Origin of the sequence: Streptomyces sp. NPDC088812, from assembly GCF_044750285.1 — a bacterium.
Taxonomy (GTDB): Bacteria; Actinomycetota; Actinomycetes; order Streptomycetales; family Streptomycetaceae; genus Streptomyces.
This window is the reverse complement of the sequence record NZ_JBIVJP010000032.1, coordinates 1-26,082: the sequence shown is the minus strand read 5'-3', so window position 1 is coordinate 26,082 and position 26,082 is coordinate 1. Positions and strand designations below refer to the sequence as shown.

23 protein-coding genes and 2 pseudogenes are annotated in these 26,082 nt (G+C 73.9%); 14 read left to right on the top strand and 11 right to left on the bottom strand.

The features are described from left to right. Nucleotides 1-205 precede the first annotated feature (205 nt). The 3 genes from ACIP67_RS39330 (at nucleotide 206) to ACIP67_RS39320 (ending at nucleotide 1,966) form a co-directional block, all read left to right on the top strand. Complete coding sequence (locus ACIP67_RS39330) at nucleotides 206-1,180, top strand: Scr1 family TA system antitoxin-like transcriptional regulator (protein ID WP_401698517.1); 975 nt, start codon at nucleotides 206-208, stop codon at nucleotides 1,178-1,180. Continuing rightward, nucleotides 1,126-1,248, top strand: a complete 123-nt coding sequence (locus ACIP67_RS39325; RefSeq protein ID WP_401698515.1) for a DUF397 domain-containing protein — start codon at nucleotides 1,126-1,128, stop codon at nucleotides 1,246-1,248. The genes ACIP67_RS39330 and ACIP67_RS39325 overlap by 55 nt, the downstream gene beginning before the upstream one ends. A gap of 301 nt (nucleotides 1,249-1,549) precedes the next feature. Beyond that, on the top strand, nucleotides 1,550-1,966 hold the full coding sequence (locus tag ACIP67_RS39320) for a hypothetical protein (RefSeq protein WP_401698513.1): 417 nt from the start codon (nucleotides 1,550-1,552) through the stop codon (nucleotides 1,964-1,966). A gap of 47 nt (nucleotides 1,967-2,013) precedes the next feature. Here the strand turns inward: ACIP67_RS39320 and ACIP67_RS39315 are convergent, their stop codons facing one another. Then, on the bottom strand, nucleotides 2,014-2,736 hold the full coding sequence (locus ACIP67_RS39315) for a tyrosine-type recombinase/integrase (protein ID WP_401698510.1): 723 nt from the start codon (nucleotides 2,734-2,736) through the stop codon (nucleotides 2,014-2,016). A 300-nt stretch (nucleotides 2,737-3,036) separates the two neighbouring features. Between ACIP67_RS39315 and ACIP67_RS39310 the strand changes: the two genes are divergently transcribed. The 3 genes from ACIP67_RS39310 to ACIP67_RS39300 are packed head-to-tail and all read left to right on the top strand — an operon-like array spanning nucleotide 3,037 to nucleotide 6,957. Next, complete coding sequence (locus ACIP67_RS39310; RefSeq protein ID WP_401698681.1) at nucleotides 3,037-3,546, top strand: GNAT family N-acetyltransferase; 510 nt, start codon at nucleotides 3,037-3,039, stop codon at nucleotides 3,544-3,546. 12 nt (nucleotides 3,547-3,558) lie between these two features. Further along, entirely contained in the window at nucleotides 3,559-5,058 is a 1,500-nt protein-coding gene (locus tag ACIP67_RS39305) for an ABC transporter substrate-binding protein (protein WP_401698508.1), read from the top strand. A 3-nt stretch (nucleotides 5,059-5,061) separates the two neighbouring features. Further along, complete coding sequence (locus tag ACIP67_RS39300) at nucleotides 5,062-6,957, top strand: ABC transporter permease subunit (protein ID WP_401698505.1); 1,896 nt, start codon at nucleotides 5,062-5,064, stop codon at nucleotides 6,955-6,957. Nucleotides 6,958-6,988: 31 nt separating this feature from the next. Here the strand turns inward: ACIP67_RS39300 and ACIP67_RS39295 are convergent, their stop codons facing one another. Beyond that, nucleotides 6,989-7,780: a CDP-alcohol phosphatidyltransferase family protein gene (locus ACIP67_RS39295; RefSeq protein WP_401698502.1), complete on the bottom strand. Its 792-nt coding sequence runs from the start codon at nucleotides 7,778-7,780 to the stop codon at nucleotides 6,989-6,991. 105 nt (nucleotides 7,781-7,885) lie between these two features. Here ACIP67_RS39295 and ACIP67_RS39290 point away from each other — a divergent pair, with 105 nt between their 5' ends. From ACIP67_RS39290 to ACIP67_RS39270, 5 genes are all read left to right on the top strand, one after another. Beyond that, nucleotides 7,886-8,869, top strand: coding sequence for a zinc-binding alcohol dehydrogenase (locus ACIP67_RS39290; protein ID WP_401698500.1), 984 nt, complete (start codon nucleotides 7,886-7,888; stop codon nucleotides 8,867-8,869). A gap of 255 nt (nucleotides 8,870-9,124) precedes the next feature. Further along, a complete protein-coding gene (locus tag ACIP67_RS39285; RefSeq protein ID WP_385074216.1) occupies nucleotides 9,125-9,523 on the top strand; it encodes a 6-pyruvoyl tetrahydropterin synthase family protein in 399 nt (132 codons plus the stop codon). Beyond that, entirely contained in the window at nucleotides 9,520-10,755 is a 1,236-nt protein-coding gene (locus ACIP67_RS39280) for a glycosyltransferase family 4 protein (protein ID WP_401698497.1), read from the top strand. Before ACIP67_RS39285 ends, ACIP67_RS39280 begins: the two co-directional genes overlap by 4 nt. Next, nucleotides 10,752-11,906 (top strand): trans-aconitate methyltransferase, encoded by a 1,155-nt coding sequence (locus ACIP67_RS39275; protein ID WP_401698495.1) that lies wholly within the window; start codon nucleotides 10,752-10,754, stop codon nucleotides 11,904-11,906. Before ACIP67_RS39280 ends, ACIP67_RS39275 begins: the two co-directional genes overlap by 4 nt. 599 nt (nucleotides 11,907-12,505) lie before the next feature. After that, nucleotides 12,506-13,867: a YbhN family protein gene (locus ACIP67_RS39270; protein ID WP_401698678.1), complete on the top strand. Its 1,362-nt coding sequence runs from the start codon at nucleotides 12,506-12,508 to the stop codon at nucleotides 13,865-13,867. Here ACIP67_RS39270 and ACIP67_RS39265 read toward each other — a convergent pair. Then, a pseudogene (locus tag ACIP67_RS39265) lies at nucleotides 13,840-14,499 on the bottom strand (creatininase family protein); the annotation flags it as partial. The gene ACIP67_RS39270 and the pseudogene ACIP67_RS39265 overlap by 28 nt on opposite strands. A gap of 45 nt (nucleotides 14,500-14,544) precedes the next feature. On the opposite strand from ACIP67_RS39265, the gene ribA reads away from it, so the two are divergent. Further along, nucleotides 14,545-15,204 carry a GTP cyclohydrolase II gene (gene ribA, locus ACIP67_RS39260; protein ID WP_401698492.1) on the top strand — a complete coding sequence of 220 codons (660 nt, stop codon included), beginning with the start codon at nucleotides 14,545-14,547 and terminating at the stop codon, nucleotides 15,202-15,204. A 43-nt stretch (nucleotides 15,205-15,247) separates the two neighbouring features. On the opposite strand, the gene ACIP67_RS39255 is transcribed toward ribA, so the two are convergent. Genes ACIP67_RS39255 through ACIP67_RS39245 form a run of 3 tightly spaced genes read right to left on the bottom strand, consistent with a single transcriptional unit; the run spans nucleotide 15,248 to nucleotide 18,616 of the window. Further along, nucleotides 15,248-16,477, bottom strand: a complete 1,230-nt coding sequence (locus ACIP67_RS39255) for a serine hydrolase domain-containing protein (RefSeq protein ID WP_401698489.1) — start codon at nucleotides 16,475-16,477, stop codon at nucleotides 15,248-15,250. Between the two features lie 58 nt (nucleotides 16,478-16,535). Further along, nucleotides 16,536-18,029, bottom strand: a complete 1,494-nt coding sequence (locus ACIP67_RS39250; protein ID WP_401698486.1) for an MFS transporter — start codon at nucleotides 18,027-18,029, stop codon at nucleotides 16,536-16,538. After that, nucleotides 18,026-18,616, bottom strand: coding sequence for a TetR/AcrR family transcriptional regulator (locus tag ACIP67_RS39245; RefSeq protein WP_401698483.1), 591 nt, complete (start codon nucleotides 18,614-18,616; stop codon nucleotides 18,026-18,028). Before ACIP67_RS39245 ends, ACIP67_RS39250 begins: the two co-directional genes overlap by 4 nt. A 135-nt stretch (nucleotides 18,617-18,751) precedes the next feature. Here ACIP67_RS39245 and ACIP67_RS39240 point away from each other — a divergent pair, with 135 nt between their 5' ends. Continuing rightward, complete coding sequence (locus ACIP67_RS39240) at nucleotides 18,752-19,201, top strand: PPOX class F420-dependent oxidoreductase (protein ID WP_401698481.1); 450 nt, start codon at nucleotides 18,752-18,754, stop codon at nucleotides 19,199-19,201. 202 nt (nucleotides 19,202-19,403) lie between these two features. On the opposite strand, the gene ACIP67_RS39235 is transcribed toward ACIP67_RS39240, so the two are convergent. Continuing rightward, a complete protein-coding gene (locus ACIP67_RS39235; RefSeq protein ID WP_401698478.1) occupies nucleotides 19,404-20,759 on the bottom strand; it encodes an MFS transporter in 1,356 nt (451 codons plus the stop codon). Nucleotides 20,760-20,956: 197 nt separating this feature from the next. Then, the gene (locus ACIP67_RS39230) at nucleotides 20,957-21,622 is read right to left on the bottom strand and encodes a TetR/AcrR family transcriptional regulator (protein WP_401698476.1); all 666 of its coding nucleotides are present in this window, start codon (nucleotides 21,620-21,622) and stop codon (nucleotides 20,957-20,959) included. A 166-nt stretch (nucleotides 21,623-21,788) separates the two neighbouring features. Between ACIP67_RS39230 and ACIP67_RS39225 the strand changes: the two genes are divergently transcribed. Further along, a complete protein-coding gene (locus ACIP67_RS39225; RefSeq protein ID WP_401698474.1) occupies nucleotides 21,789-22,676 on the top strand; it encodes a shikimate dehydrogenase in 888 nt (295 codons plus the stop codon). Between the two features lie 486 nt (nucleotides 22,677-23,162). On the opposite strand, the gene ACIP67_RS39220 is transcribed toward ACIP67_RS39225, so the two are convergent. The 3 genes and pseudogenes from ACIP67_RS39220 to ACIP67_RS39210 all read right to left on the bottom strand — a co-directional run. Beyond that, complete coding sequence (locus tag ACIP67_RS39220) at nucleotides 23,163-24,596, bottom strand: membrane-associated oxidoreductase (RefSeq protein WP_401698472.1); 1,434 nt, start codon at nucleotides 24,594-24,596, stop codon at nucleotides 23,163-23,165. Nucleotides 24,597-24,697: 101 nt separating this feature from the next. Then, nucleotides 24,698-25,582: a phosphogluconate dehydrogenase (NAD(+)-dependent, decarboxylating) gene (gnd, locus tag ACIP67_RS39215; RefSeq protein ID WP_401698470.1), complete on the bottom strand. Its 885-nt coding sequence runs from the start codon at nucleotides 25,580-25,582 to the stop codon at nucleotides 24,698-24,700. Nucleotide 25,583: 1 nt separating this feature from the next. Beyond that, nucleotides 25,584-26,082, bottom strand: a pseudogene (locus ACIP67_RS39210) (glucose-6-phosphate isomerase); the annotation flags it as partial.

The following is a 26,082-nucleotide window of genomic DNA, read 5'->3' as shown; positions in this document are numbered from 1 at the left end:
ACCCTAGCGCGTCATCATGCGGTTGGTGCCGTTGTGCGGACCTCGGCCGTGACCGCCTTCACCGGGGCGGCGAGGTAGGCACACCGCTCCGTACGCTGAGTCAGCGTACGGATACGTTCGGTGGACAGTACGAATGCGGGTCGGCCACTCTGGACGCCCTTGATCGCGGGGATTGGCGCGGGTGTGCGCATCTGGAGGTGGCCTCATGACGACCGATCACGCCGGAGCGGCAGTGCCGGGCGGGGGCTGTGAGCGGGAGCCGGACCCGTCGGACAGTCTGCGGACGTTCGGGGCCGTCGTCCAGGCGCTGCGCGAGCACGCGGGGCTGAGCCGGGTGCAGTTCGGGGAGATCGTCCGGTTCTCCAAGCACACCGTGGAGTCGGTGGAGCTGGGGCGGCGGATGCCGGACCTGTCGTTCGTGGAGCGCGCGGAGGAGGCTTTGGGGAACACGGGGGCGTTGCGGAACTCGGCGCGGTTTCTGACGCGGGGGGAGGCGGGGTTGGCGGCTTGGTTCCGGCAGTGGGCGAGGCTGGAGCGGGTCGCGGTGAGCCTGTGCACATATGAGTGCCGGTTGGTGCCAGGGCTGTTGCAGTCGGAGGGGTATGCACGGGCCGTCTTCGACAACAGTGTTCCCCCGCTGTCCGACGAGCAGTTGGAGGCGCAGGTCTCTGCTCGGTTGGCGCGACAGAGGATGCTCAACGAGCGGCCCAACGTTCCGTTCAGTTTCATCGTCGAGGAGCACGTCTTCCGGCGTCCGCTCGGTGGTGCGGAGGTGATGCGAGGGCTGCTGGACCACACTCTGGGACTGACGGCGCTGAGGAACGTGACGCTTCAGATCGTGCCGCTGGGCGCCGAGTCACATGCGTGCTTGGACGGACCCATGCGGTTGTTGGAGACGCCGGAGCACCGGCGGCTTGGCTACTCGGAGGGGCAGCAGAACGGCCGTCTGATCTCCGACCCGAAAGAGGTGAGCCTCCTTTATCAGTGCTATGACACACTGCGGTCGCAGGCCCTCAACCCCAACGATTCCAGGGGTCTGCTGGAGCGACTGCGAGGAGAGACATGGGCACCACAGAACTCGCCTGGTTCAAGTCCAGCTACAGCGGCACCCAGGGAGACGACTGCGTGGAAGTCGCCATCTCCGGGCAGGCCATCTACGTACGAGACTCCAAGGACGTGACGCGTCCGCACTTCGCCGTGGGGCGAGACGGCTGGGCCCAGTACGTGACGTTCGCAGCCGAGCACTGATCCGTACGCGTACCGGCGGAGTGCATCCCGCCGGCACTCTGATCACCCGCTTCGGCGCCGACGTCCGATGGTGGACGCGCGCCGGCTACCGCGCCACCCCGCACGTTTCCAGCACGCAGGCTAACCGGCCTCATCGGGCGTACGGGTACGTAACAGACCTGTTCGCCGGCCGCAGGCGCGTACCGCATGCCTCCTTCGACATGCACTGGGGTATGGATGTCTTTCGACTCCACCAACTTTGGCGTCACCGCTGATCGCGTGACCGCCAGTGCCCTACCTCCTCGTTCCCAAGGACATCCCCATGCCACCCCGCTTCCAGACCGCCCGCTTCCACGTCGAGTCGGGCCCGGACTCCCTCTTCACCCGGGTCTGTCACATCCTGCGCGAACCCGTGCAGCTGAAGGCGCACGGCAAGCACGTGGCCGAGCGGCTGCGGGAACGGGGAGCGCCGCTGGACGAGTTGACCCGCTTCGACCCGGCGAGTTGGGAGCTGGTGTCGGCCGAGGTGCGCACCGACACCGGCAAGTGGGTGAAGGCGACCTGGCGGGTGCGGGCGGACGCGCGGGAGTGGTGGGTGGTGGTCGGCCTGGGCGACGCGCTCGTCACCGTGATCGAGGTGGACCCGTGGCGCAAGGGAACGGGCGCCGGCATCGTCACCGAGGGACCCCTGTACGCACGGGTCGACGCCGTCAACGCGGACCTCATGCGCGACGCGTGAGGGCTGCCCGAGGGGACTCGGGCAGGACCGGTGTGGCCTTGGTCGGCTCACGCACCGTAGGCCGTCCGCAGCACCCCCGTCTCCATGGCCACACTCCGCAGCAGGTCCGAGAAATACCGCCGAGGCACCCTGGTCCCGGCGCGGGCCGTGAAGAGGGGGCCGCCCCGGGTGGTGTCGCGAGGCGGGTGGCGGCGCGTCAGGTAGGCGCCGAGGGTGTTCCGTACGACGGGCGGGAGGGGGACCAGCCGGTGGCCGCCGCCCGGTTCCGGCAGGCGCAGGGTGTCGGGGCCGCGGGCGACGTCCCGGTCGGAGACGAGGTCGTCCAGGGTGAGCGCGACGAGCACGCCGGAACGCAGTCCCAGGCCGAGTTGCAGGTAGCCGCAGGCGCGGTCCTGGCTCGTCCGCCGGTCCACCGCGGCCAGGAGGACAGCGGTCTGCCAGGGGTCCAGGCCGCTGGGGGTGAGCTGGGCGGCGTTGGTGAGGCGGGGGCGGCGGGCGGCGGGGTTGTAGACGACCGCGTCGTGGGCCAGGGCGTACGCGTAGAAGGAGCGCACGGCGGAGACGCGGCGCGCGGTGGCGCTGTGCGGTGCCCCCGGGCGGTGGGCCCACAGGGCGATGTGCTGAGCGGCGACCTTGTCCCATGCGAGACGCGTGTGACGGCAGGTCCGCAGCCAGTCGGACGTGCTCGCGCGGTACGCGTCTCTGACGCGCTCGGGGTACGTGACCGACGCGAGCCATCCCTCTGCCAGTTCCTGCGGATCCCAGCCCACGTGCGTGCCTCCTGGCGTGTCCTCGGCGTCCCCGGCGGCGCTCCGGGCGTGCGGCTCGGCGAGCGGAGGCCGGGAACGGGAAGGCAACCACGCTAGCCAGGCCGGGGCCGCCCGCGAACGGCGTCGTCACTCGATCGGGTGGCCGGCCGGCCGCTTCCGCGGGTGAGGTGTGGTCACCGTCATATCCGCGAGCGCGACAGAGGTGATCAAGACGTTCCGCTTAATGCATATGATGTGCAAGTGCATGATTACCGCGTAAGGCCCGCCCGCCCCCACGACCTCGACGCCGCCCGCGCCGTCATGCTCGACACCGTCTACAACGACTTCGGCACCGGATACGTGCCCCGTTGGCACGGGGACATCATCGATCCGGCCGGCGCGTACCTGACGCCCGAGCGGCACACGTTGCTGGTCGCGGTCGACGGCGACGGGGAGGTCCTGGGGACCGGGGCGCTGGACTCGCGGGGGCCGCTGCACCCGCCGAATCCGCGGCACGTGGCCGAGCGCTATCCCTCCGGGGCGACCGCGCAACTGCGCCGGATCTACGTCCGGCCCGCGCACCGTCGGCGCGGCATCGCCCGGCGGCTGGTCGCCGAACTGCTCGCGTTCGCCGTCGCGGACGGCGGGTACCGGGCCGTGTACCTGCACACCGACCCTGCCGTTGAGGGCGCCGAGGGGTTCTGGCGGTCGGTCGGCACCGTGGTGCACGACGAGCGCGAGGACCCCGGCGGCGGGCAGGGGATCGTGCACTTCGACGTCCCCCTCGACCTCGACGCCCTCGTCCCCGCCACCACCTCCCCCACTCGCTAGGCCGGTCCTCCCATGCGCTTCCCCCGCCGCCCACGGCCCCTCGCAGCCCTTCTCCTCACCCCGCTGGTCGCCGGCTGCTTCGCCTCCGGCGGCGGGGACGGGAAAGCGGCCGACGACGAGGACGGCTCACGGCTCCGCGTCGCCCTCGCCTTCCCGCCCGCCGAGAACTTCTCCCCGTACGGCGCCGACGCCACCCTCCTCAGCCGTCTCGGTGTCACCGAGGGCCTGACCGCCCTGGACGCCAACGGGGCCGCCACCCCCGCGCTCGCCTCCTCCTGGCGCCGCGAGGGCGACCGGACCTGGCTGTTCACCCTGCGCGAGGCCGAGTTCCAGGACGGTACGGAGGTCACCCCGGCGGCGGTCGCCGCCGCCCTCACCCACGCCACCGAGGCCGAGCCCGCCCCCGCCGCCCTCTCCGGCGTCACCCTCACCGCGAAGGCGGAGGGCAGCACCGGCGTCCGCGTCACCACCGGCGCGGCCGACCCCGCCCTGCCGTTGCGCCTGTCCAGCCCCAGCCTCGCCGTCCTCTCCGCGAAGGCGTACGCGGAGAAGGACGCCGTCGATCCGGTCGGCACCGCCACCGGACCCTTCGAACTCACCAAGGTCAACGGCAGCACCAGCGCCGCCCTGGACCGCTTCGACGACTACTGGGGCGGCCGCGCCCAGGCCTCCGGCATCGACGCCCGCTTCATCTCCGACGGCACCGCCCGCGCCAACGCCCTGCGCACCGGCGAACTCGACATCGCCGAGGCCGTCCCGGTCTCCCAGGCCGCCTCCCTCGACGTGGACACCCGCAAGGAGACCGCCACCACCCGCACCACCAGCCTGCTCCTCAACACCGAGTCCAAGGTCTTCAAGGACGCCTCCCTGCGCGCGGCGGCCCGCGCGGCCATCAACACCTCCGCCCTCGCCGACGGTGTCTACGAGGGACAGTCGGACGCCGGCGTGGGCATCTACGGCCCCGCCGTGACCTGGGCCGAGGGCAAGCGCGTCAAGCCCTCCGGGCGGGCGAAGGCCGGCGAGCCCGACGGCGCCTCCCTCACCCTCGCCACCTACGACAACCGGCCCGAACTCCCCGAGGTCGCCCAGGTGGTGAAGCAGCAACTGGAGCAGGCCGGGTTCAAGGTGACGCTGGAGGTGCGCGAGTACTCGCGGCTGGAGAGCGACGCCCTGGCCGGGAAGTTCGACGCCTTCATCGGCGCCCGCAACAGCCTTCTCGACACCGGCGACCCCGTCTCCCTCCTCGCCAGCGACTTCACCTGCGACGGCGCCTACAACCTCGCCCTGCTGTGCGACAAGGGGGTCGACCGGGCCGTTACCGAGGCGCAGGGCGTGGCGGACACCGACGAGCGGCAGGACGCCGTCATGGCCGCCGAGGCCGCGATCCTCGGCACCGACGCCGTCGTCCCCCTGGTCCACCAGCGGGTCATCACCGGCGTCGGTACGTCCGTGGACGGTGTGGTGCTCGACCCGTACGAGCGCACCCTCGTCGGCACCGGGACGCGGCGCTGATCCATGGGTCGCAGGGTGGGCGCGCTGCTGTGGCGTGCCGGACTGGCCGCGCTGCTGGTGTGCGGGACCGGGCTGCTGCCGTGGCTCTCGCACACCGACCCGGCGCTCACCGTCCTCAAGGCCCGGTCCGCCGACCGTGATCCGACGCCGGAGGTGCTCGCCGACATCCGGGCCGGACTCGGCCTGGACGACGGCCCCCTGCACCTGCTCGGGCAGTGGCTCGCCGGGCTGCCGCGCGGGGACGCCGGACGGTCGTGGCTCTCCGGCACCGAGGTCGCGCCCGCCGTCCTCGAAGCCCTCGGCGTCTCCCTGCTGCTGATGGCGGTGGCGCTCGTCGTCGCCGCCGGCACGGCCGCCGCCGTGTGCGCCCGCACCCTGTACCTCGGCGCCCGCCGCCGGCTGGGCGACCGGCCCGCCGGCGGTTCGGGCTCGGCCGTGCTCGCCGCGCTGCCCGAGTTCCTCACCGCCTCCGTCCTCGCCACCGTCGTCGGTGTGCACCTGGGCTGGCTGCCCGCGCTCGGCTGGTACGGCCCGCAGTGGACCGTGCTGCCCGCGCTCGCCCTCGGGCTGCCCGCGGGCGCGGTCCTCGGGCGGCTCCTCGACGACCAGCTGCCCGGCGCGTTCGCCGAACCGTGGGCGCAGGCGGCCGCGGCCCGCGGACTCACCGGCCGCCGTATCGCCCGCCAAGCGCTGCGACGCTGCGTGCCCGGACTGCTGCCCAACCTGGGGCTGTTCGTCGTCGGACTCACCGGCGGCTCCGTCGCCGTCGAGCAGATCTACGACATCCCCGGCCTGGGCCGCACCACCCTCCAGGCCGCGATCGCCCAGGACCTGCCCGTCCTCCAGGCCGGCACCCTCCTCCTCGTCGCACTCGCCGCCGTCGCCACGGGCGCCGCCCGCCTCACGGCCCGCCGCCTCATCGGCCCCGCCCTGCGCGACGGCGCCCTGCACACGCTGCACCGGCCGGCGCCGCCCGCCCGCACCATCTCCCCCTGCGTCCACGCCGTCCTGCTGTGCGCGGTGATCACCCTCGGCCTGCCCCGCGACCCGCTCGCCCTCGACACCGGCGCCCGCCTGCGCCCGCCGTCCACCGCGCACCCCTTCGGGACCGACGCGCTCGGCCGGGACGTGCTCGCCCGGGTCGCGCACGGCGCCCTCGACACCCTGCTGCTCGCCCTCGCCATCAGCGCGATCGCCCTGGCCGCCGGGGTGCTGCTCGGCTGCCTGCCCCGGCTGTCCGGACCGCTCGTGGACACCGTCAACGCCGTTCCGCCCGTCCTCGCCGCCCTCCTCGTCACCGCCGTCCTCGGCAGCGGCACCGCCACTCCCGTCGTCGCCGTCGCCGTCGTGGCCTGGGCGCCGCTCGCCGCGCACACCTCCGCGCTGCTGCGGCAGGAACGCGCCACCGTCCATCTCACCGCGACCCGCGCCCTGGGCGCCGGCCCCTGGTACCTGCTCAGGAACGAACTGCTGCCCGCCGTCCTCCCGCCCGTCGCCCGCCACGCCCTCGTACGGCTGCCCGGCGTCGCCCTCGCCCTGGCCTCCCTCGGCTTCCTCGGCCTCGGCGCCCAGCCGCCCTCCCCCGAGTGGGGCCTGCTGCTCTCCGAGAACCAGCCCTACGCCGAACGCGCCCCCTGGGCCGTCCTGGCCCCGGCCGCCGTCCTCGCCCTGCTCGGCGCCCTCGCCGTCTCCGCGGCGGGCGCCGGGCGGCGGGGGTCCTCGCGGCCGGCGGCCCGGGGGAAGGACCCGCGGTGGCCATGGCGCCGTACGACCCGACCGGCGGGTGGACCGGCAGCCCGACCGGCGGGTGGACCGGCAGCCCGACCGGCGGATGGACCGGCGGAGGTACCGGTGGGCGGACCGTCCCGTCCGGCGGCCGAGCCGCCCGCCGTTGCCTGAACCCGGCCGTTGAGCCGCACCGGAGTTCGGGTCAGCGGCCCGCAAGCTCCAGCTCCAGCTCCAGCGCCGGCACCGTTGCCACCGGCGACGGCCGAGCCCCGGTCCGCGAGGTCCGCCACAGCCACAGGACGTCCCGGCCGAAGGACCACACCAGCAGGGCCAGGGCCAGCAGGGCGACGCCGGCGTTCGCCGGGTACGGCAGCAGGTCCGCGCCCGCGACGAGCAGACAGACGCCCTGGAGCGCGGCGACGGTCTTGCGGGCGGTGCTGGGCCGCAGCGGCGCGTTCAGCCAGGGGGCGACCCGGGCCGCGGCGACGAAGGCGTACCGCATGGAGCCGATCAGCAGGACCCACGGGCCCAGCGCCGTCGACACGTACACGCTCAGCACCAGGATCAGGAACGCGTCCACCTCCATGTCGAAGCGCGCGCCCAGCGCCGTCGACGTGCCCGTGCGGCGGGCGACCTTGCCGTCGACGCCGTCGAGCAGCAGCGCCACCGCCGTCAGGCCGACCAGCAGCGAGACCGGCGGCGCGCTCACGAAGGAGTCCGCGACCAGGGCCGTCACCCCGCCGACCAGGGTGGCCCGGCCGAGGGTGACCCGGTTGGCCGGACCGAAGGACCGCAGCCCGGAGCGGTGCAGCGCCCGCGCGAGCACCGCCCACAGGGCGACGGCGAAGACCAGACCGGTCACCCAGCCCGCCGGCCCCATGCCGATCGCCGCACCGAGCAGGGCCAGCACCAGGATCTGCACGCCCGCCCCCACGGCGGTCTCCTGCTGGACCGGCCTCGCGTCGTGAGCGTCGTAAGTGTTGTTCAGGGCCACCGCACATCCTCCGGCCAGGTGACAGAGTCGATCAGTGCCGCGTACTGTGCGCGGCCTGTGCACCTCGGTACGTGAACAACTTCCCGATCGTTCAGGAGGACGTGGATGAAGAGGTCCGCACGCGCGTTCTGGATCGGCTCGCCCGGTCACGGCGAGATCCGCGACGTCGCCCTGCCGGACCCCGCCGCCGACGAGGTCGTCGTCCGCTCGCTGTACTCCGGCATCAGCCGCGGCACGGAGACCCTCGTCTTCCGCGGCGGAGTGCCCGTCAGCCAGCACACGGCGATGCGCGCACCGTTCCAGGAGGGCGACTTCCCGGCGCCGGTGAAGTACGGCTACCTCAATGTCGGCGTCGTGGAGGAGGGCCCGGACGCGCTGGCCGGCCGTACGGTGTTCTCCCTCTTCCCGCACCAGACCCGCTTCGTCGTCCCGGCCTCCGCCGTGACGCTCGTCCCGGACGCCGTGCCCGCCGGACGGGCCGTCCTGGCCGGCACGGTGGAGACCGCCGTCAACGCCCTGTGGGACGCGGCACCGCTGGTCGGCGACCGGATCGCGGTGGTCGGCGGCGGCATGGTCGGCGCTTCCGTCGCCGCGCTGCTCGCCCGCTTCCCCGGCGTACGGGTGCAGCTGGTCGACGCCGACCCGGCGCGGGCGGACGTCGCCGCGGCGCTCGGCGTCGGATTCGCCTCGCCGGAGGAGGCGTCGGGCGGCTGCGACCTCGTCGTGCACGCCAGCGCCACCGAGCAGGGACTCGCCCGCTCCCTGGAACTCCTCACCGCCGAGGGCACCGTCGTCGAACTGAGCTGGTACGGCGACCGGCGGGTCTCCCTGCCGCTCGGCGAGGCCTTCCACTCCCGGCGCCTGGTCATCCGCGGCAGCCAGGTCGGCACCGTCTCCCCGGCCCGCGCCCACCGCACGTACGCCGACCGGCTCGCCCTCGCCCTCGACCTGCTCGCCGACCCGGCGCTCGACGCCCTCGTCACCGGGGAGAGCGCGTTCGAGGAACTGCCCGAGGTGATGCCGAGGCTGACCTCCGGTGAGCTGCCCGCGCTCTGCCACCGCGTCCGGTACCCGCCCGCGGCCCACTGACCGGTCACCGTCCCCGCGGCCCACGGACCGGTCACCGTCCCCGCGGCCCACGGACCGGTCACCGTCCCCGCGGCCCACGGACCGGTCACCGTCCCCGCGGCCCGCGAACCGGTCGCCCTCCCCGCGGTGGAGCGCCTGACCTGAGAAAAGAGTGCGGGTCGGCTGAACACGGGGAAGCGAAGAGCCGTACTACACGGCATCCTCCGGCGCCAGACGGCCGGGGGACCAGACGCGCCGCACCTGGAGGGTCGTCCGTTGTTCAGTGTCACCGTCCGCGATCACATCATGGTCGCCCACAGCTTCCGCGGCGAGGTCTTCGGACCCGCACAGCGCCTGCACGGAGCGACATTCCTGGTGGACGCCACCTTCCGTCGCGAGCAGCTGGACGACGACAACATCGTCGTCGACATCGGACTGGCCACCCAGGAACTCGGCGCCGTGACCGGCGAGCTGAACTACCGGAACCTGGACAACGAGCCCGACTTCGCCGGGATCAACACCTCCACCGAGTTCCTCGCCCAGGTGATCGCCGACCGGCTCGCCGAGCGGATCCACCAGGGCGCGCTCGGCGAGGGCGCCCGGGGCATCGCCTCCCTCTCCGTCACCCTGCACGAGTCGCACGTCGCCTGGGCGAGTTACGAGCGTGCCCTGTGACCGACGTGACCCTGGAGAAGGCCGTGCAGACCGTGCAGACCGTGCAGACCGTGCCGCAGGCCCCGCTCGCGTACGTGCCCGCGCAGGCCGCGCCCGCGCGGGCGGCGGTCCCCCAGATCGGCGGGATCATCCCCATGTCCCTGCGTTCCGTGCACTTCGTCATGCCGGGCGGCGTCGACGACCCGGCGAACCCCAGCGGCGGCAACGCCTACGACCGGCGGGTCTGCCTGGACCTGCCCGGCTTCGGCTGGCAGGTGCACAAGCACCTCGTGACCGGTGAGTGGCCCCGCCCCCGGGCCGCCGCCCGCGCCGAACTCGCCCGCACCCTGGCCGGGTTGCCCGACGGCACCGTGGTCCTCATGGACGGACTCGTCGCCTGCGGCGTCCCCGACGTCGTCGTACCCGAGGCGCAGCGCCTGCGGCTCGCCGTCCTCGTCCACCTCCCGCTGGGCGACGAGCGTGGCCTCGCCCCCGAGGTGGCGGCCGAACTCGACGCCGGGGAACGCGAGGTGCTGCGCGCCGTCCCCGCCGTGATCGCCACCAGCGAGTGGGCGGTCCGCCGCCTCGTCTCCCACCACGGCCTCGCCCCGCAGACGGTCCACGTCGCCGCCCCCGGCGCCGACATCGCCCCGCTCGTCTCCGGCACCGACGGCGTCTCCCGACTGCTGTGCGTGGCCTCCGTCACCCCGCGCAAGGGCCAGCACCGGCTGGTGGAGGCCCTGGCCGCGGTGACCGACCTGCCGTGGAGCTGCGTGTGCGTCGGCGGCCTCGGCCAGGACCCCGCGTACGTCGCCCGTCTGCGCGCCCTCATCGAGCGGTACGGCCTCCAGGACCGGCTGGAGCTGGCGGGCCCCAAGACCGGCGCCGCACTCGACGCCGCCTACGCCGGCGCCGACCTGATGGTCCTCACCTCCTACGCCGAGACCTACGGCATGGCGGTCACCGAGGCCCTCGCGCGCGGCATCCCGGTCCTCGCGACGGACGTCGGCGGGCTGCCCGAGGCGGTCGGCCGCGCCCCCGACGGTGGTGTCCCCGGCATCCTCGTCCCGCCGGAGGACCCGGCCGCCCTCGCGGCCGAACTGCGCGGCTGGTTCGGCGAGGCCGACGTACGGCGCCGGCTGAAGGCCGCCGCACGCGGCCGCCGGGCGGCCCTGAACGGCTGGGCGTCCACCGCCCAGAGCCTGGCCGGCGTCCTCGGCCGGCTTCCCGGCGAACCCCGGAGGGCGGCATGAGGAAGACGACGGCGACCCCGGCGGACGTGGCGCGCGTGGTGGGACACATCCCGGCCCAGCCCGGACCGAGGAACGGCACCCCGTCCGCCGGGCCGCCGGCGGTTGTGGAGGGCATCGGGTTGTCGGCGGTTGTGGAGGGTGCCGGGTTGTCGGCGGTTGTGGAGGATGCCGGCTCGTCGGCCGTCGTGGAGGGTGCCGGTTCGTCGGCCGTCGGCGAGGATACCGACCCGTCGGCCGTCGTCGAGGGCGCCGGGCCCGTGGCCCGACCCGGCGAGCGGTCCACCGTACGGCTGCGCGGGGACGCCGACGCAGACGCCGACGAGCCGCCCCGCTACGCCCCCGAATGGCTCCAGTTGCGCGAGCCCGCCGACGCCGCCGCACGTTCGGTGGACCTGCTGGACCCGCTGCGGATCCGGCTCGCCAACCTGCCCGGCCGCTGCGGCGGACTCGCCGTGCACGACCTGGGCTGCGGCACCGGCTCCATGGGACGCTGGCTGGCGCCCCGCCTCGACGGCGCCCAGCACTGGATCCTCCACGACCGCGACCCCTACCTGCTGCACTTCGCGGCCGTCGCCTCCCCGCGCGCCGCCGCCGACGGCAGCCGCGTCACCGTCGAGACGCGCCGCGGCGACGTCGCCCGGCTCACCCCGGACGCCCTGGTCGGCGCCTCGCTGGTCACCGCCTCGGCACTGCTCGACGTCCTCACCCGCGAGGAGGTCGAGACCCTCGCCGCGGCCTGCGCGGGCGCCGGCTGCCCCGCCCTGCTGACCCTGTCGGTCGCCGGCCGCGTCGAACTGACCCCGCACGACCCCCTGGACGACGAGATCGCCGCCGCCTTCAACGACCATCAGCGGCGCGGCGGCCTCCTCGGCCCCGACGCGGTCACCGTCGCCTGCGAGGCGTTCGCCGAGCACGGCGCCACCGTCAAGGTGCACCCCAGCGCCTGGCGGCTCGGCCCCGACGAGGCCGCCCTCACCGAGCAGTGGCTGCGCGGCTGGGTCGGCGCGGCCGTCGAACAGCGTCCCGGCCTCGCCGACCGCGCCCGGACCTACCTCACCGCCCGGCTCGCCGCCTGCGCGGCCGGCGAACTGCGCGTCACCGTCCACCACAGCGACCTGCTCGCCCTCGCGCGGCCGACGGGCGGCGCGTGATGGGCGCGGACACCGTGGACACCGTGAGCGTCGTGGACACCGTGGGCGCTCCGGTGTGCACGGCGCCGCCCGTGGCACGCCCCGAGGGCGCGATGCCGCCCGCCCGCCGTCGGTCGGCGGTGCCGACCCGGCGCGGCACCAGCCCGGCGGGCACCGGCACCACCACGTGCCCGCCCCGGGCCGGGGAAGCGGTGGACGCGGTCCTGGCGGACGCGGTCCCGGAGGGCGGGGCTTCGGTGGGCACGGTTCCTGAGGGAACCGCTCCCGCGGACGCGGACCCGGCGGGACCGGCCGCCGGACCGTACACCGGACCTGGGACCGGAACCGAGACCGGGACCGGAACCGAGACCGGGACCGGAACCGAGACCGGGACCGGAACCGAGACCGGGACCGGAACCGGGACCGGAACCGAGACCGGGACCGGAACCGAGACCGGAACCGGAACCGAGACCGGAACCGGTCCCGGTGCGGGCGTCGGCGCCGGTACCGCCGCGGGCCCCCGCGCCGCGGCCACCGGGCCCTGCGCCACGGCTGCCCGGACCGGTACCGGCACCCCGGGCGCCGCGAGGCGATCGCGGGTCGGGCGGGTCGTGCGGGGTGTGCGCGCGCACTTCGGGACGCTCGCCGGAGTCGCCGTCCTCGCCGTCCTGGTGTGGCGGATGGGCACCGGCGTGTTCCTGGAGGGGGTGCGCCGGATCGACCTGGCCACGCTGCTGGCGGCCCTGGGCATCGGGGCGGTCACCACCGTGTTCAGCGCGTGGCGGTGGGCGCTGGTGGCGCGCGGTCTGCGCATCCGGCTGCCGCTCGGGCCTGCCGTCGCCGACTACTACCGTTCGCTCTTCCTGAACGCGGCCCTGCCCGGCGGCATCCTCGGTGACGTGCACCGCGCGGTACGGCACGGGCGGAGCGCCGGCGACGTGGGCCGCGGTGTGCGGGCCGTGGCGCTGGAGCGCACGGCGGGGCAACTCGTGCTGGCCGCCGGGGGAGTGACGGTCCTGCTGGTGCTGCCGTCGCCGGTCAGGGCCGACGTACGGCACGTCGCGCCGCTCGCCGCGCTCGGCGCGGTGGGCGCGCTCGCCGTCGTCGCCGCCGTGCGGATGAACTCCCCGGCGGGGCGGCGCGGCGGGCGGGCGCGGGCGGCGCTGGCGGAGGCCCGCGAGGGGCTGCTGTCCCGGCGCAACGGGCCCGGCGTCGCCCTGTCGTCCGTGGTCGTCCTCGCCGGGCACGTCGCGACGTTCGTCGTGGCCGCCCGGGTCGCCGGAAGCACCGCGCCCGTCCTGACGGTGCTGCCGCTCGCGGTCCTCGCCCTGCTCGCGATGAGCCTGCCGCTGAACGTCGGCGGCTTCGGTCCCCGGGAGGGCGTCACCGCCTGGGCGTTCGGCGCGGCCGGACTCGGCGCGCAGACCGGACTGGCGGTCGCCGTCGTGTACGGGGTGCTGAGCTTCGCGGCCGCGCTGCCGGGCGCCGTCGTCCTCGTCGTGCGCTGGTACGAGGGCCTGCGCGGCGGGGCGGCGGCGCCCGGCTCGACGGCGGGCGCGGGCGCGGCCGGGAGCGTCGTGGCGGACGCCGGACCCGGCCACGCGCCCGACGGGCGCTACCCGCGCTCGCCCTCCGCGGCTCCGGTCCCGGCGGCTCCGATTCCCGCCCCGGCCGCGGTGCCGGCTCCGGCTCCGGCCGCGGTGCCGGCTCCGGCTCCGGCCGCGGTGCCGATTCCGGCTCCGGCCGTGGTGCCGATTCCGGCTCCGGCCGCGGTGCCGATTCCGGCTCCGGCCGCGGTGCCGGCTCCGGCTTCGACGCCGGCTTCGGTTTCGGTTTCGGTTTCTTCCGGATCGGCGGTCCCGGCCGATTCCGTCAGTATCGAGAAATACGCGCCGAAGGAATCCGCCAGGCTTGCCAGGAGTTCCTTCCCCTTTTCCGCGGACCCCAGGGAAGGACGGCCGATGACGCCTGAATCGGTATAGGCGGACATTCCCAGCGTGAGCAGATGGCGACGGTCGTCCGCGGTGAGATCGGCGGACTCGTAACCGGGCCGGACGAGTTCCGGATGGGCGTGCAGCAGGATCGAGGTCTCGATCTCCCCGGCGTGCATGTCGGTGAGCAACGAGGTCGACACCCCGGACCGCTCCCGCGCCGCCTCCCAGTCCTCCGGGGCCGGGAAGAGCGCCATCCGCTCGCCGCGGGCGGACGACTCCTGGACCGCGTTGCCCAGGACGTAGTTCCCGCCGTGCCCGTTGACCAGTACCAGGGCCTCGACGCCCGAGCGGCGCAGCGACGCCGCGATGTCCCGTACCACCGAGTGAAGGGTCACGGAGGAGATGCTGACGGTCCCCGGCCAGGCCGCGTGCTCGTGCGAGCAGGCGATGGTCACCGGCGGCAGCAGGTGCACCGGGTACGCGGCGGCGATCTCCCGGGCGATGGCGCACGCGACGAGCGTGTCCGTGGCCAGCGGCAGGTACGGGCCGTGCTGTTCGAAGCTGCCGACGGGCAGGACCGCCACCTGCGTCGTGAGGCCCGCGCCGCGGGCGCGCACGTCCTCCGTGGTGTCCGCCGGCAGCGGCCCGTACACGTCCGTCCGTATTCCCGAACCACTCATCATTTCCCGGCCTTTCGTCTCCGCTCAGAAACCAGGAACCAGATCATGACAGAAAAAATAGGCGTCCTCGGCAAGAAGTCCCCGCAGCGCAGCGGTGTGGAGCGTGTGGTGAATGCGCCGCTGCCCACCGTGTACGGGAATTTCCAGGCGGTCGGCTACCTCGACCACGACCGCGGTGACGAGCAGGTGGCCCTGGTGTACGGCCAGATCGGCACCGAGGACGTGCTGACGCGGCTGCACTCGGAGTGCCTCACCGGCGACGCGTTCGGCTCCCAGCACTGCGAGTGCGGCGATCAACTGGACGCGGCGCTACGGGCGGTCGTCGCCGAGGGGCGCGGCATAGTCGTCTATCTGCGCGGGCACGAAGGGCGCGGTATCGGACTGCTCGCCAAGCTGCGGGCGATGGCCCTCCAGGCGGAGGGCCTGGACACCGTCGAGGCGAACCTCGCCCTCGGACTGCCGGTGGACGCCCGCGACTACGGGGTGGCCGCCGGCATCCTGAAGGACCTGGGGGTGCGCTCGGTCCGTCTGATGTCGAACAACCCGCGCAAGCGCGAGGCACTGGTGGACAACGGCGTCGAGGTCGCCGAGCAGGTGCCGCTGCTGATCCCGCCGTGCGAGAACAACATCACGTACCTGCGCACCAAGCGGGAGCGGCTGGACCACCACCTGCCCCACCTGGACGCCGTGGCCCACTGGTCCTGAGGCCCGGCCCGGCTCGGCCCCCGCCCGGCGTCCCCGGCCCCCGTCAGTCCATGACCGCCTCGTGGACCAGGCGCTTGAGGTCGGGGTACAGCTTCAGCGACCTCCTCGGCCTCACCTGTGTCAGGAACTGCACGGTCAGGTCGCGGCTCGGGTCGACCCAGAACGTCGTCGTGGCCACCCCGCTCCAGCCGTAGGTGCCGAGCCCGGACGGCGCCTGGGTGCGCTCCGGGGCGATCACCACCGAGACGCCGAGGCCGAAGCCGACGCCGTCGTTGCCGGGCTCGTCGTGCGCCGGGCGGCTGCCGACGGTGCGCAGGTCGGCGCCGCCGGGCAGGTGGTTGCGGGTCATCAGGTCCACCGTGTCCGGCCTGAGCAGACGGGTGCCGTCGAGTTCGCCGCGACGGCGCAGCAGTTCCGTGAACCGGTGGATGTCGTACGCGGTCGCGACCATCCCGCCGCTGCCGGACAGGAACCGGGGCCGCCCGGACAGCGGCAGGCCGGGGATCGGCTCCAGGCCGCCGTCGTCGGTGTCCCCGTACAGCTCGGCCAGCCGGCCCGCCTGTTCGCCGTCGACCTGGAAGCCCGCGTCCGGCAGGCCGAGCGGGCGGAAGATCCGCTCGGTGAGGAACGTGTCGAGGGGCTGTCCGGAGACGACCTCGATGATCCGGCCGAGGACGTTGGTGGCGACCGAGTAGTTCCACTGCGTGCCCGGCTCGAACTGGAGCGGCAGACGCGCGTACGCCTCGACGGTCTCGGCCAGGTCCGAGCCCGGCAGCACCGCCGACTCCAGGCCCGCCTCGCGGTAGAGGGCGTCCACGGGGTGGCAGTGGTAGAAGGCGAAGGTCAGGCCCGCCGTGTGGGTCATCAGATGCCGCACGAGGACGGGCTGTTCCACCGGACGGGTCGTCATGTCGGCGCCGGAACCGGAGACATGGACGCGCTGGTCGGCGAAGGCCGGCAGGTGGGCGGCGACGGGGTCGTCGAGGGAGAGCCGGCCCTCCTCCACCAGCATCAGCGCGGCGACGGACGTGAACGGTTTGGTCATCGAGTAGATCCGCCACATCGTGTCCGGTGTGACGGGCAGCCCGGCGGCGATGTCGCGGTGGCCGTGGGTGGTGAGGTGCGCGACACGGCCACCGCGGGCGACGGCCACGAGGAAGCCCGGCAGACGCCCCTCGTCGACCAGGTGGGCGACGTGCTGGTCGAGGCGGACCAGGGCCTTCGCGTCCAGCCCGACCTCGCTCGGGTCGACCTCTTGTCGCAGCTGTGCCATCGCTCTCCTCCGGTGCGTTCGTTCGAGGTGCGGTCCGGCATACCCCGCCGGAACGGCCTCAGACCTCATGATCGCGCAGGGACGGCGGGAAAGGGCCTTTCCCGACGCCGTCAGGGGTGTGCTCCGTGTCGCTCCGACCGGCGGGTGCCGGGGGAGGGCCCGCCGGCCGCGGCGCCGGAAGGATCGCCGGGGGGACCGCCGGGGGGATCGCCGGGAGGGCGTCGGGGCCGGGACGCGACCGGCCCGGCAGCAGCCGGCAGACGGGGACCGCCGCCACGGCCGCCACGGCCAGCGCGACGAGCGGGGCCCGGGGCCCGGCCTGGCCCATGAGCACGGTCGCGGACGCCACACCGAGCACCGGTCCGACGTTCATCGCCGTCTGCTGCAACCCGCCCGCGACCCCGGCCGACCTGGCGGGAGCCTGCCGTACGACGACATGGGTGGCCGCCGTCATCACCGTGCCGAAACCCGCCCCCACCAGCGCGAACCCGAGGCAGAAGCCGCCCTGTCCGGACGCTCCGGCGAGGACGAGGAGACCTGCGGCGAGGACGGCCACCGCCCCGGCGACCGGGAGGGCCGCGCCGGCCCGGCGCAGCAGGACCGCGGAGGCCGGCGCCGCGGCGATCAGCAGCGCGGCCAGCGGCAGGCTGAGCAGGGCGGTGCGCAGCGGGGTGAGCCCCAGGCCGTCCTGGAGGACGTAGACACAGGCGAAGAGCGCGCCGTTGAGGGCCGCCGACGCGGTGACCAGCAGGGCGAGCGCCCCGCCCACCGCGGGGAGGCCGATGACGTCCGGGGGCAGCAGCGGGGAGGCGGTGCGGCGCTCGTGCGTCACGAAGGCCGCGCCGGCCAGGACGGCCACCGCGGCCACCGCGGCGCCGGGTGCGGCGGTCACGGCGAGCGGCGCGACCAGGGTGTGCACCAGACACGCCAGCGCCACCGCGAGCAGCAGCGCCCCGGGCACGTCCAGGGCCACGGCGGGCCGCGTGTCCGCGAGCGGCCGCCGCGGCCGCGTCCCCGGGGCGAGGGCGAGCACCCCGAACACCAGACAGGGCACGACGTTCAGCAGGAACACCGCCCGCCATCCGAACCCGGTCGTCAGCGCCCCGCCCACCACCGGCCCGGCAGCGGCCGCGAGGCCGATCGCGGCCGTCCGCACCGCGATCGGCCGCCGCAGCCGGTCCGCCGGGTACGCCGCCCGCAGCATGCCGAGGGTCGCCGGCTGCAACAGGGCCCCGAACAGGCCCTGTACGACGCGCAGGGCGATCACCCAGCCCACGCCGGGCGCCACCGCGATGCCCGCGGAGGCCGCTCCAAAACCGAGCATGCCGACCGCGAACGTACGCCGGTGCCCGCACCGGTCGCCGAGCCGCCCGGCGAACACCAGCAGGCTCGCCACGGCCACGAGATAGCCGGTGCCGGTCCACTGGACCTGGGCGACGGAGGCGCCGAGATCACCGCGGAGGGTGGGCTGGGCGACCGTGAGGACGGTGCCGTCCAGGGCGACCACCACGGCCCCCGCCACACTGCCCGCCAGAACCGCACGGCGGTTCACCGGCCGGCCTCCGGCCCCAGGTGCGCGTCGATCGCGGTCCGCAGCAGCGGTGCGAAGTCGTCGGTTCCGGTCGCGAACTGGAGACTGCCCCAGCGCCACAGCTGGGCGATGCCGTGCAGGTTGGCCCAGAGCGCGCCCGCGACGACGGGGGCGTCGGCGGCGGGGCGGACGCGCCCGACCAGGTCCACCAGCACGCGGAACAGCGGCAGGCTGGTGTCCCGCAGCCGCAGATGGCCGCTGCGCAACAGGTCGTGCCGGAACATCAGCTCGTACATGCCGGGGTTGTCCAGGGCGAACCGCAGGTAGGTGAGCCCCAGGTCACCGACCTGCTCGCGCGCCGGGGCGGTCCCGTCGCCGAGGGTGGTCGTCACCCGCCCGGCCAGCTCGGTGAAGCCCCGGCGGGCGATGGCCGACAACAGCTCCAGGTGCGTGGGGAAGTAGCGGCGCGGCGCCCCGTGCGAGACACCGGCCCGCCGCGCGATCTCCCGCAGCGTCAGCGCCCCGACACCCTCGCGGGCGACCAGCTCCACCCCCACGTCCACGAGCCGGACCCGCAGATCCGGGCCGGGCTTCCCGTCATCGCTCATGGACAGTGTCTAGCAGAATGGAGTAGACACTGTCTACCGACGCGGACAGGGCTGCCCGCCGACGCGGACGGGGCAGAGGGAATGCCGACGGGCGAGAGGGGAATGCCGACGGGGCGTGCGCCGGTTGTTCCGGACATGACTCAGGACACCACGCAGCACGCCCTGCTGGCGCTGCTCTCCGAGGGCCGCGACGGCGTACTGGTCACCCTCAAGCGCGACGGCCGCCCGCAGCTGTCGAACGTCACCCACCACTACGACCCGGACGACGGCGTGCTGCGGATCTCCGTCACGGACGACCGCGCCAAGACCCGCAACCTCCGCCGGGACCCCCGGGCGTCGTACCACGTGTCCGCCGCCGACCGCCGCGCCTACACCGTCGTCGAGGCCACCGCCGAGCTCTCGCCCGTCGCCGAGCACCCCTACGACGAGACCGTCGAGGAACTCGTCCGCCTCTACCGCGACGTCCTGGGCGAGCACCCCGACTGGGAGGACTACCGCGCGGCCATGGTCCGCGACCGCCGCCTGGTCGTCCGGCTGCGAGCGGAGCGGGCGTACGGCATCCCCAAGGGAGCGGACGGACCCTGACGCGCCGGGCCGTGCCACCGGGCGCCGGGCCCGGACACCCCGGCCTGTACGGCCTGTATGGCCTGTACGCCCGGACCGGCACGGTGCCCGATGCTCCGGCCCGGCACCGCACCGAAACGCCAGGACCACCCGGCCCGGTGGGCTCGGGTGGTCCGGGTGGGCCCGCTCGCGGCGCGGGCCGTCTCGGTCGCGGGGTCCGGGTTCAGGCCGTCACGGTCTCCCGCTCGGCCGCCTCCCGGTGGGCGCGCTCGCCCAGCTCCTCGGTCGGCACCTTCGCGGTCTCCCGCGCCGACAGGGCCGCGATCACCGGCGGCACGCACAGGGCCGCCGTGAACAGGGCCACCGCCATCCAGTCGTCACCGCCGGGGCCGGCGATCTGCGCGGCGAACGTGACCGCGAAACCGGCCACGGCGAAGCCGATCTGGGTGCCGACCGCCATGCCGGACAGACGGACGCGGGTCGCGAACATCTCGCCGTAGAACGCGGGCCACACGCCGTTCGCCGCGCTGTAGACGATGCCGAAGGCGACGATGCCGAGCACCAGGGTCAGCGGGTAGGAGCCCGTGGAGATCGCCCACAGGTAGAGGAACATCGCCACGGCGCTGCCCGCTGCGCCGATCAGGAAGACCGGGCGGCGGCCGATGCGGTCGGACAGGGACGCCCACAGCGGGATCGCGGCGAGCGCGGCCACGTTGGCCAGCGCGCCCACCCACAGCATGGAGGAGCGGCTCATCCCGACCGCGTCGCCGGTGGCGTACGCCAGCGCCCACACGGTGAAGATCGTGGAGACCGACGCGACGAGCGCGCCCGCGATCACCCGCAGCACGTCCGCCCAGTGCTCGCGCATCAGCACGGCCAGCGGCAGTTTGGCGACGCCCTCGCTGTCCGCCTGCTGGGCGAAGGCCGGCGTCTCCTCCAGCTTGCGGCGGATGACGTAGCCGACGACGGCGACCGCGATGCTCATCCAGAACGGCACCCGCCAGCCCCATGACATCAGCTGCTCCTCGGGGAGCGCGGCGACGGGGAGGAAGACCAGCGTGGCCAGGAGCTGGCCGCCCTGCGTGCCGCTGAGGGTGAAGCTGGTGAAGAACCCGCGCCGGTTCGGTGGGGCGTGTTCCAGCGTCATGGAGTTGGCGCTGGCCTGCTCGCCGGCGGCGGAGATGCCTTGCAGGACCCGGCACAGCACCAGCAGGACGGGGGCGAGGGCGCCGACCTGGTCGCGGGTGGGCAGACAGCCGATGAGGAACGTGGAGACGCCCATGAGGATGAGGGTGAAGACCATGATCTTCTTGCGGCCCACGCGGTCACCGAAGTGGCCGAGGAAGAGCGCTCCGACCGGGCGGGCCGCGTAGGCGACGCCGAAGGTGGCCAGGGACAGCAGGGTCGCGGTGGCCGGGTCGGACTCGTCGAAGAAGATCTCCGGGAAGATCAGCGCCGCCGCGCTGCCGTAGATGAAGAAGTCGTAGTACTCCAGGGCACTGCCGATCCAGGCGGCGGTGGCGGCTTTCTTCGGCTGACCGGGCGGGGCGGCGTCGTGGGGTGCGGCGGGGACGGACACGGCGTGCTCCTTCTGGGGACTCCACCGTAGGCGGAGTGGGCGACAACGAGGAAGGCGGGGGCGACCGGATCCCTGGGGTGTCGGGACGGCTCGGCCGGGTGCGACCCGGCTTGTTAACGCACTGGATAGTTAATAGCGGTTGGCTAGGGATGTTGCGCCCGTGTTTCCCCGGTGTCAAGAGCTGGAGCCCCCCGCGTTCAGTCCGCGGAGCGCTCCGCCGTCAGATAGGCGATCACCATGTCGCCGAGCATGGTCCGGTAGTGCTCGCGCCGCGCCGGGTCGACCAGGTCCCGCCCGAACAGGGCGCCGAAGGTGTGCCGGTTGGCCACCCGGAAGAAGCAGTACGAGCTGATCATCGCGTGCAGGTCGACGGCGTCCACATCGGCCGTGAACAGGCCGGACTCCTGCCCGGTGGTCAGGATGCGGCGGATCACGTCGAGCGCGGGGGAGCTCAGCCTGCCCAGTTTCTCGGAGGCGGCGATGTGCTCGGCCTCGTGGATGTTCTCGATGCTGACCAGGCGGATGAAGTCGGGGTGCTGCTCGTGGTGGTCGAAGGTGACCTCCGCCAGCCGGCGGATGGCCGCGACCGGGTCGAGGTGCTCGACGTCGAGTTCCTGCTCGGCCTCGCGGATCACGCCGTAGGCCCGTTCCAGGACGGCGGTGAAGAGCTGCTCCTTGCCGCCGAAGTAGTAGTAGATCATCCGCTTCGTGGTGCGGGTGCGGGCGGCGATGTCGTCGACGCGGGCACCGGCGTACCCGGCGCGGGCGAACTCCCGGGTGGCCACGTCGAGGATCTCCGCCTGGGTGCGGGCGGCGTCGCGGATCCGTCCGCCTGGTCGTACCGGTTCGTCGACGCTGGTCATCGGGTTCCTCCGGGCGTAGGGCCAGTGCCGGTGATTGTAGAAGCAGCCGGGGGACGGGCCGCCGGGGTCTTCCCGTGGACCCGTTCGGCTGATATAGCTAACGTACTAGTTCGTACATTAGATCTCGGCTCGGTCATGAGATCTCGGTTCGGTTCAGGAGGTCCGCGTGACCAAGGACTCGTATCTCGTCGGACTCATCGGTTCCGGCATCGGTCCCTCGCTCAGCCCGGCGTTGCACGAGCGGGAGGCCGAGCGCCAGGGCCTGCGCTACCTGTACCGGCTGATCGACATCGACGTCGTCGGCGTGGAGCCGGAGGCGGTCGGCGACCTGGTGCGGGCCGCCCGGGACCTCGGCTTCGACGGGCTGAACATCACCCACCCGTGCAAGCAGCTCGTCATCCCGCACCTCGACGGCCTCGCGCCGCAGGCGGAGGCGCTGGGCGCGGTCAACACCGTGGTCTTCGAGGCGGACGGCCGGGCCGTCGGCCACAACACGGACGTCACCGGCTTCGCCGCCTCCTTCGCCCGCGGACTGCCCGACGCCCCGCTGGAGCGGGTGGTGCAGCTCGGCGCGGGCGGCGCGGGCGCGGCCGTCGCGCACGCCACGCTCACCCTCGGCGCCGGCCGGGTGACCGTGGTGGACGCCCTGCCGGAGCGGGCCGCCGCCCTCGCCGACGCGCTGAACGGGCACTTCGGTGAGGGCCGGGCCGCCGCCGCCACGCCGGACCGCCTGTCCGGACTCCTCGCGGACGCTGACGGCGTCGGCGGCCTGGTGCACGCCACGCCCACCGGCATGGCCGCCCACCCCGGCCTGCCTCTCTCCGCCGACCTGCTGGGCCCCGGCCTGTGGGTGGCCGAGGTCGTCTACCGGCCCCTGGAGACCGAGCTGCTGCGCACCGCGCGGGACCTGGGCTGCGCCACCCTCGACGGCGGCGGCATGGCCGTCTTCCAGGCGGTGGACGCCTTCCGCCTCTTCACCGGCCGGGAGCCCGACAGCGCCCGGATGCTCGCGGACATCGCCGAGCTGGCCGGCGCGGTCCCGGCCCGCAAGTGAGCCGGCCCGCCGGCGGGCGACCACCCGCCGGGACGGGAGTGGGGGTGGGAGCGGGGTGCCGCGGCCGGCCCCGGGCTCGCGGCGGGAGCGTCTCCGCCGGTTGACCGTCACCGCCGGTTGACCGTCACCGGTTGACGGTCACTGCCGACTGGCGGTCCCCGCCGGCTGACCGTCTTCGCCGGGAGCCGGTCACTGCCGGTGCTGACGGTACCCGCCGGCTGACGGTCCCCGCCGGCTGACCGTCTTCGCCGGGAGCCGGTCACTGCCGGTGCTGACGGTACCCGCCGGCTGACGGTCTCCGCCGGTTGACCGTCTTTGCCGGGAGCCGGTCACTGCCGGTGCTGACGGTCCCCGCCGGCTGACCGTCTTCGCCGGTTGACCGTCTTCGCCGGGAGCCGGTCACTGCCGGTGCTGACGGTACCCGCGGGTTGACGGTCCCCGCCGGCTGACGGTCCCCGCCGGTTGACCGTCTTTGCCGGGAGCCGGTCACTGCCGGCTGACGGTCCTCGTCACGCCCGCGACGACCGTCGTGGCCAGGATCCAGCCGGTGACGACGAGGACGTACGCCAGCGTCTGGTGGAGGCCGGACGGGGCGAACGCGGACTCCTGCCCGAAGGAGATGACGGGCAGCAGCAGGTCGAGGGTGTAGAAGACCGGGTGGAAGTCGGGTGCCTCGGACGCCTTGAGCGGCGGGGGAGGATCCAGCGCGAAGGCGACCGAGCCGACCGCGAGCAGCGACAGCAGCCAGCCCGCGGCCCGCAGCGGGCGGAAGCCGTAGCCGACGGCCGCGTCCTGGAGGTGGCCCCACAGCCGCCCGTACCAGGGGAGCGTCGAACGATGGCGGCGCTGCTTGGCGAGCTGCACCAGCCGGGCCGCCCGGTCGTCGCCGGTCCTGCGGTAGGCGGCGGTGAGCTGCTCGTAGCCGTGCGGGTCGAACCCGCCGTCGTCGCGCTCCAGCATCGGCAGCCGGCGCTCGGCGGGCTCGTGCGGGGTGAGGAACGTGTAGGTGAGGTCGAGCAGGCGCACCTCCTCGGGGAGCATCTCCGGTTCCAGGTCGAGCTGGTTGATCTCGGCGCGCCGCAGGTTGAGCCGGCCTTCGACCTGGGGGCCGCCGCGCAGCCAGAACTCGCCGATCACGCAGCTGCTGGCGCGCAGGGCGGTGTTCCCGGGGTGGGAGAGGGACGCCTGGAGCAGGTCCACCCGGCCGGGTATGCGGGCACCGCGCAGTTCGATCCTGCCCCGCGCGCGCAGCCGCCGGCCCAGCAGATTGGCCCCCACCCCCAGGGACTCGGCGTCCAGGGCGTGCGCGCCGGGATTGCTCAGCTCGGCGTCCTCCAGGTCGAGCGAACCGGCGACGGTGGCGCCGTCGAGCCGGACCAGGCCGTGCGCGCGCAGACCGCGGGCGCAGAGGTCGTCGTCGACGCCGATCTGGTGGAGATGGAGCACCGGCAGGCCGGGGTCGACGGCGGTGAGCTCGGCCCGCTCCAGGAAGAGTGCTCCGGCGATCTGCGCCCCGTCCAGCCGCACATGACCGCCGAACCGGCAGCGCGTCAGCCGTACGCTGCCGTCGATCCGGGCCCGCGTCATCGACAGACCGGGCATCTCGGAGTCGCGCAGGCTGACGTAGCGCAGATGGGCGCCGACGAAGTCCGGGGCGTGGTCGAAGCGGCTGTGGGTGAGGTGGACGACGCTGCCGAGCGTGGCGTACCGCAGGTCCAGGGGGCCGGTGACGAACGCCCCCCTGACCTTGAGGGCGGCCACCTCTCCCGGTTCCGTCGGTCCGTTGAGCAGGAGGGCGCGCAACACCACCGCGCGCAGCGCCTGTTCGCCGTCGCCGTCGTCGCGGAAGTCGACGGTCGCCCCCGTGGCGAAGGCCCGCCAGACGCGCTGTTCGGCCGGTGTCAGATCGTTGATCTCCATCAGCCGCGACTCTGGCGGGCCCTCTTCGCCGGTGTCAACCGGCCGCTGCCTCACGGGGATGGTGCGGGGTGCCCCACGAAAGGAAGCCCCCCGCGGCGGCGTTACTCGCCCTTCGCCGACTCGACGGCGTGGCCGCCGAACTGGTTGCGCAGCGCGGCGATCATCTTCATCTGCGGCGAGTCCTCCTGGCGGGAGGCGAACCGCGCGAACAGCGAGGCCGTGATCGCCGGGAGCGGTACGGCGTTGTCGATGGCGGCCTCGACGGTCCAGCGGCCCTCGCCGGAGTCCTGGGCGAAGCCGCGCAGCTTGTCCAGGTGCTCGTCCTCGTCGAGGGCGTTGACCGCCAGGTCCAGCAGCCAGGAACGGATGACCGTGCCCTCCTGCCAGGAGCGGAACACCTCGCGCACGTCGGTGACCGAGTCGACCTTCTCCAGCAGCTCCCAGCCCTCGGCGTAGGCCTGCATCATGGCGTACTCGATGCCGTTGTGGACCATCTTCGAGAAGTGCCCGGCGCCGACCTTGCCGGCGTGGACGTAGCCGTAGGGGCCCTCCGGCTTGAGTGCCTCGAAGACCGGCTGGAGGCGGTCGACGTGCTCCTTGTCGCCGCCGACCATCAGGGCGTAGCCGTTCTTCAAACCCCACACGCCGCCGGAGACGCCCGCGTCGACGAAGCCGATGCCCTTGGCGCCGAGTTCGGCGGCGTGCTTCTCGTCGTCGGTCCAGCGGGAGTTGCCGCCGTCGACGACCGTGTCGCCGGCCGCGAGCAGGCCGCCGAGCTCGTCGACGACGGACTGGGTGGCCGGGCCGGCCGGGACCATCACCCAGACCGCGCGGGGCGCTTCGAGCCGCTCGACCAGTTCGGCGAGGCTGCTCACGTCGGACACGTCGGGGTTGCGGTCGTAGCCGACGACGGTGTGGCCGGCGTTGCGCAGACGCTGGCGCATGTTGCCGCCCATCTTGCCCAGACCGATCAGACCCAGCTGCATGTCAGTGCACTTCCTTCAGTTCGCGGTAGGCGGCCACGAGGGCGGCGGTGGAGGGGTCGAGACCGGGGACGTCCGCGCCCTCGGTGAGGGCGGGCTCGAGGCGCTTGGCGAGGACCTTGCCGAGTTCGACGCCCCACTGGTCGAAGGAGTTGATGTTCCAGACGGCGCCCTGGACGAACACCTTGTGCTCGTAGAGGGCGACGAGCTGGCCGAGGACCGAGGGGGTCAGCTCGGTGGCGAGGACGGTGGTGGTGGGGTGGTCGCCCCGGAAGGTCTTGTGGGCGACCAGCTCTTCGGGCACGCCCTCGGCGCGGACCTCCTCGGGGGTCTTGCCGAAGGCGAGGGCCTGGGTCTGGGCGAAGAAGTTCGCCATCAGCAGGTCGTGCTGCGCCTTGAGCCCGTCGGTCAGCCCGTCCACGGGCCGGGCGAAGCCGATGAAGTCGGCCGGGATCAGCTTGGTGCCCTGGTGGATCAGCTGGTAGTAGGCGTGCTGCCCGTTG

Bases quoted from the DNA above. Each gene is read 5' to 3' on its own strand.
- ACIP67_RS39245 (WP_401698483.1), bottom strand. From the start codon at position 18,616: ATGAGCGATGACGGGAAGCCCGGCCCGGATCTGCGGGTCCGGCTCGTG.
- ribA (WP_401698492.1), top strand. From the start codon at position 14,545: ATGACAGAAAAAATAGGCGTCCTCGGCAAGAAGTCCCCGCAGCGCAGC.
- ACIP67_RS39275 (WP_401698495.1), top strand. From the start codon at position 10,752: ATGAGGAAGACGACGGCGACCCCGGCGGACGTGGCGCGCGTGGTGGGA.
- ACIP67_RS39310 (WP_401698681.1), top strand. From the start codon at position 3,037: ATGCTCGACACCGTCTACAACGACTTCGGCACCGGATACGTGCCCCGT.
- ACIP67_RS39305 (WP_401698508.1), top strand. From the start codon at position 3,559: ATGCGCTTCCCCCGCCGCCCACGGCCCCTCGCAGCCCTTCTCCTCACC.
- ACIP67_RS39240 (WP_401698481.1), top strand. From the start codon at position 18,752: ATGACTCAGGACACCACGCAGCACGCCCTGCTGGCGCTGCTCTCCGAG.
- ACIP67_RS39255 (WP_401698489.1), bottom strand. From the start codon at position 16,477: ATGGCACAGCTGCGACAAGAGGTCGACCCGAGCGAGGTCGGGCTGGAC.
- ACIP67_RS39290 (WP_401698500.1), top strand. From the start codon at position 7,886: ATGAAGAGGTCCGCACGCGCGTTCTGGATCGGCTCGCCCGGTCACGGC.
- ACIP67_RS39220 (WP_401698472.1), bottom strand. From the start codon at position 24,596: ATGGAGATCAACGATCTGACACCGGCCGAACAGCGCGTCTGGCGGGCC.
- ACIP67_RS39230 (WP_401698476.1), bottom strand. From the start codon at position 21,622: ATGACCAGCGTCGACGAACCGGTACGACCAGGCGGACGGATCCGCGAC.
- gnd (WP_401698470.1), bottom strand. From the start codon at position 25,582: ATGCAGCTGGGTCTGATCGGTCTGGGCAAGATGGGCGGCAACATGCGC.
- ACIP67_RS39300 (WP_401698505.1), top strand. From the start codon at position 5,062: ATGGGTCGCAGGGTGGGCGCGCTGCTGTGGCGTGCCGGACTGGCCGCG.
- ACIP67_RS39320 (WP_401698513.1), top strand. From the start codon at position 1,550: ATGCCACCCCGCTTCCAGACCGCCCGCTTCCACGTCGAGTCGGGCCCG.
- ACIP67_RS39330 (WP_401698517.1), top strand. From the start codon at position 206: ATGACGACCGATCACGCCGGAGCGGCAGTGCCGGGCGGGGGCTGTGAG.